The organism is Chryseobacterium sp. BLS98 (assembly GCF_001045445.1).
GTDB lineage: Bacteria > Bacteroidota > Bacteroidia > Flavobacteriales > Weeksellaceae > Chryseobacterium.
Genome location: NZ_LFNF01000008.1, coordinates 1 through 5,231, shown reverse-complemented (window position 1 = coordinate 5,231; position 5,231 = coordinate 1). Strand labels below are relative to the sequence as shown.

At 34.2% G+C, this 5,231-nt stretch carries 3 protein-coding genes; all 3 read right to left on the bottom strand.

All coding sequences use genetic code 11. The features are described 5' to 3' along the window. Positions 1-894, bottom strand: an 894-nt coding sequence (locus tag ACM40_RS20115; protein WP_048504592.1) for a DUF6443 domain-containing protein, incomplete at its 3' end; no start/stop codon positions are given. Between the two features lie 6 nt (positions 895-900). Beyond that, on the bottom strand, positions 901-4,260 hold the full coding sequence (locus ACM40_RS20110; RefSeq protein ID WP_131705395.1) for an RHS repeat protein: 3,360 nt from the start codon (positions 4,258-4,260) through the stop codon (positions 901-903). Between the two features lie 5 nt (positions 4,261-4,265). After that, positions 4,266-5,231: T9SS type A sorting domain-containing protein (locus ACM40_RS20105; protein ID WP_048504590.1), on the bottom strand; the 966-nt coding region annotated here is incomplete at its 5' end.

Genomic DNA, 5,231 nt, shown 5'->3' with positions numbered 1-5,231 from the left:
CGCATCCTGAGTCATTACCAGCCTGTCAGCTTTGTCATAGATCATATACTCCCAGCCTTTGCCAGGAAGCTTCTTTTCTACAAGCCTGCCTCTTCCATCATAACGGTACTGATAGCATAAATCGTTTAATAAAGTGTCCGTTAAAGGCTGAAAAAGTGCTTTTTGAGGAAGTACAAAGGCCAGTTGATCATATTCATTATACACATAATAAGTATCATTATAAAGGGTCCCATCATGTTTTCTTGCCATAATGATTTGTCCCTTCCCATTTTTGTATTCTATACTGATATTACCATCTTCATCCGTAACTGTATTTTTGTATAACTGATTAGCTGGAAAAGTTCCCGGTAAGCTTAAAACAGAAGAAGTAGCATTATTAACCCAGGTAGTATTGGTTGTAAATTGAAAGACTTCTCCATTGACATTAGTATCATATTGAAAGGTCACAGGCTTGTTGGCCCAGTCATTTCCAACCTGAATCTGCTGATGGATTCTATCCAGTGGTGAGTTTTCCAATACTTTTTCTGCATAGATCTTTTCTGATCCATATACGGATGAAGCATTGGTTAATGGACTGGGAACAATAGCCCCATTCTGAGTTCCTGATTGAGGAACGGGAAGATAGTCTTTTACCTGTCTTCCAAAAGCATCATATTCTATAGGAGTAACAACATCTCTTCCCAGGGGAGAGGCTTTTATACCAATGATTTGTTTGGGTCTTCCCAAACCATCAAAATACTGGACCGTTTCAGAAGATTTGGTTGGTGTAGTTCCGCTATAATCCAGATAGGTTTTGGACTGGATATAGTTTTCGGTATTAGGAAGCGGAGTAAGCTGTGCACTTACTAAGTTTGATAGAAGTAAAGTTCCTATCGGTATTAATATTCTTTTCATCGTTTGTTAGTTTTTATAGTTATACTTCATTTCCTTTAACACCTTCCCATTCACATCAATTACTTTTTGAAGCCTGTTTGCAGAATCATAGATGTAACTTTCTCTGATTCCCGAAGGCGGAGTAATGCTTTTTACTCCAATTAACGGATCATATGTGTAAGTACTAACCTGATAACTTGCCAAAACAGCATTATTCCTGAAAACCTCTAAAGCAGAAACAAGTGACTGCTCTGATGTATCGGTACCGGTTTGAGCATCATTGTCTGAAGCACTAACAATGCTATCAATCAAAGATTGAGGAATATCTGAAAGTTTTGCACCTTCTATTTTGGCAATTGGCTGGGTTTTGTTGTAGCCCCAAATAATTGTTGTGGAAACTCCATCTTTTGTCGTGTATTGTTGCAAGTTACCTTTATCATCATATTTGTCATAAGTCGCCTCTGTGGAAGAAATTGTGGTATTTTGCAGGTCATAAGATAAAACCGAAGTAGGAAGTAAATTCAGAGGATCATCATATTTAGTTTCTGTTTTAGAGATTGTTTTTGAATTCTTTTTCACCTCCGTTTCCAATGGAATATCTATTATATTGGCAGTAATCAGCTTCTGGTTGCCTTTGTCGTGGGCGTAGCTATAAGTGGTTTCATTTGTTGTACCATCAGAGAAAATTGTTGATTGTTTGGTTAACTGATAGTGAGAAGAATTATTGTAAGTGTTATCTGTATTTATAATAATTTTTTTATAGTTACTATCATCAGTTACATTATATGTAATATTATCAATATAATCTGTATCAACTTTATGCTTTAATAATATTGAATAGGATTTTCTAGGATAATACGCTAAAAATAAATTGTGCATCACATTATTAGCATCTAATCCTGCAGAAAATGAGAAAGGTAAATAAGTTTCTTTACCTATTAAATTGAAAAGACTTTTAGATGATAAAAGTTCATAATTAAAAATTGTTTTTTTCTTGATAAACAATTGCCCGCTTTCTCTTTTAAATATTTTATTTTCTAACAATTTGCCATTATAATCATCAAGGGGTAAATTACGCTGAAAACTATTGACCAAATCACTGGTTAAGATGGATACATCGTTTCCATAAAAGTCATTATTGGCAAGTGCTGTATGCAATATTACCAGTTCATCAAAATTATTGTTTGCAAAAGTTTTTTCTTCACCTCCTTTTTCAAAGTCATCACCACCATAGCTTATGGTTACTATAGGATATGAAGGGGATTTAAAACTCTCACCATCAAAATATTCATTGACAGGGTCTGAAGATAAAATTGTTTGCATTAAAGATGCATGATCAAGGGTTATTCCACCTGGTTCTCCATTTGGAAGAACTTCTCTACATGCAGCAAAGTCATATCTGCTTTTTAAATACATTCCTGGAGAATAAAAGCTATCTGGTAGCTGGGCTACATTATTAATATTATTATATGATCCATAATAAAGTCTTTTTATATTAATATTATTATTTCCGTCGTAATCATACATCTTCTTCAATCGAAGACCAGCCTCATGTAAAGCTTCATATCCATTATGATACATAACATCATAAGTTCCCATATATTTAATATTAGGCTTTGTCAGTGTCATAATGAGTTTGTATTGTTTTTGAGGTAAAGTTTCAAAAGTATAGATAAGATCCCTTGTTGATGGGCCTACATCGTCAGGACCACTTTTAACTAAAATCAAATCCTTATCATCTAATACTGTATTAGTAGCAACATCTATAATTTTAAAATTAATTTTCCCCATGTTAGCAGGAATAGGAGAGGGAGTTTCCTGAAAAGCATAGAGAGTAATATTTAAATTATTATCTAATATATCACTTCCGTTAATAATCGTAGAATGCTCGGCAATAAGTGAATTAGGAGGATTTGAGTGTACTTCTCCTGTAATCTCTGCCGCCGTTTTTACCTTCTTTGGCATAGCTTCATATTCAAAAAAAGTTTTTCCTTTTGTAGGATATGTAATTGATTTTAAGGTTCCTTTTACTGCTTCATTGAAAACAGATCTCCTGTCGGCTAAATTTAACCCTATCAAATTATTAAATGACGGTGTATCTGTCAGTAAATTTAAATCCGGTAACAAGGTATTATTAAATACTTTTCCGTTATAATACCCAAATACGTCAACGCTAAAACTATTTCTATCCGGTATATCCAATGGACTTTCATAATCAAATGAATGTTCATTATCAAAAATTTTCACACCGTTTTTATAATTAAACTTTTTTATTTTAATTAGAAAAAATCTTTGAAGTGTATTTGATGTTGAATATTTATCAAGATATTCGAATTCTATCGTTTGATGTAAATCATTTTTATTCATGACATCTACAGATGCAATTCTTTCATAAAGGTTAATAGAATTTGCCGGAGCTGTATAATTAATGAAAATGCTCGTTTCACTTCCTATAATTTTTGAAAGTACCTTTGCATTATCTATTTTTAAGATGTTACCACTAAGTAAATCTGCGCCCTGCCCCAATGATCTTAATGGAAACTGACAGGTTGTCATATTAATTCCATTTATAACTTTTTCTTCATGTTTTGATATATTCAGAATTTTAGCTCCCACATTATTATATTGGAAATTGATTTCCTGACCCGTAACACTTTTTATTTTTGTCAGGTAGAAGCTTGTTACTCCGCTATACTGTGGAGTTTCTCTTATTCTTGTTATTTCTGTAGCGTCATTTCCACCAAAATAGTATTTGACACCATCATTAGCAGTTAAAACAAACTGATGTGTAAGTTGAAAATTATCTACCGTTTCTACTTTAAACTGATGGCTATCCTGAAGCATTACAGGATTTAAATTTTTATCTAAATAAAAACTGCCTGTTAGGCCGTTTACTGAAATATTGAAGACATCCACTTCATTATCGATGCTCTCATCCTTAATATTCATATTGATTTGTGAAGCTTCAGCAGAACCATTTTGCACATAAGGTATGTTGGCCAATTCCATAATATTATTAAAGAATAATCTTTTTGAGGGCGCCTGCATTTCATCCGGTAAATCAAAAATAGTTCTTGTAATAACCCCACCCATATCCAAAATCCAGCTAGATCCGACATTGGAAGGAATATCACTAACTTTAACTCCTAGTTTTGAATATTTTAGCTCTATAGAATTAAATAAATCTTTTTGTTTAATTTCAGCAATAGGAAGGCTAATTTGCGCCATACCTTTATATTCATTAAGGGGTTGGTTTCCATATTGGATTATACTATATGCTTGCGGAGAAGGAGGGACAATATTTGTTATTTGATTTATTTCTGTTGATTGTCCATAATATATACCATTTAATAAGATACACATTAATAGCATGTAAATTCGTTTCATCTCTGTTATTTCTTTATAAGTTTAGCACTTGCTGTTTTATTAGTATCCGTTTTTATCGTCACCAGATAAGCCCCCTGAATTAAATTCTGGGTATTAATCTTCGTCACCTTATTCTTTGTCTTCAGGCTTTGAAGCTGTCTTCCTCCCATATCATACAGCATAATATCAGCCTCCTTAAAGTCAAAGCCTATTTCTACATAAGCGTAATCTGAAACAGGATTAGGGTAAATCTTAATGTCCTGCTTTTCAATCAGCTGGTCAAGCTGTTTATCTCCCAACTTTACGATCTTCCAGTTCTCTTTGCCAAGTTCTTCCGCACTGGTTCCTGCCAGGATAATGGAGCCGTCCCTGTTTAGTTTTATATCAGATAATCTTTCTTCTCTTTTTCTGGATTCACCTTTTACGTGTTTTCTCCACTGTTCATTTCCATCGGCATTGAGATAGAGCACCCAGAAAGTCTCGTCATCGTTCTCAATTCTTCCTTCTGCCTGGGTATAACCACCGAGTAAAATTCCTTTTGTTACATCTTGATTCTTGGTTCTTGGTTCTTGACTCTGAATAACACTTGTTCCCATCAGAATATCCCTGTTCCCGAAGTTGTAGGATTTCTGCCAAAGCTCTTCTCCTCTTTCGTTTAAAGAGATTAGCCACAGATCAGTTCCTTCTTCTATTCCTACGGTTTTGTTTCCGGATCTTTCAGATCTGGATTCCCCTCCGATTAAATATCCTGTCGAGGTTAAGACCAGTGTTCTCAAATGATCATCTGCTTTACCTCCAAAGTTCTTTTCCCATTCTACTTTCCCTTCTTCGTTTAGCTTAATGATCCAGTAATCTCCTTCACCAAAGTTTTCAGTTTTCTTTGATCCTCCTGTAGTGCTTCTTGAATAGATTCCTAACAAAGCACCTCCGTCTTTCGTAGGAATCATTTTTTCAACTTCATCAAGACCTTTTCCTCCCAATACGGATTCAGA

Bases quoted from the DNA above. Each gene is read 5' to 3' on its own strand.
- ACM40_RS20110 (WP_131705395.1), bottom strand. From the start codon at position 4,260: ATGAAACGAATTTACATGCTATTAATGTGTATCTTATTAAATGGTATA.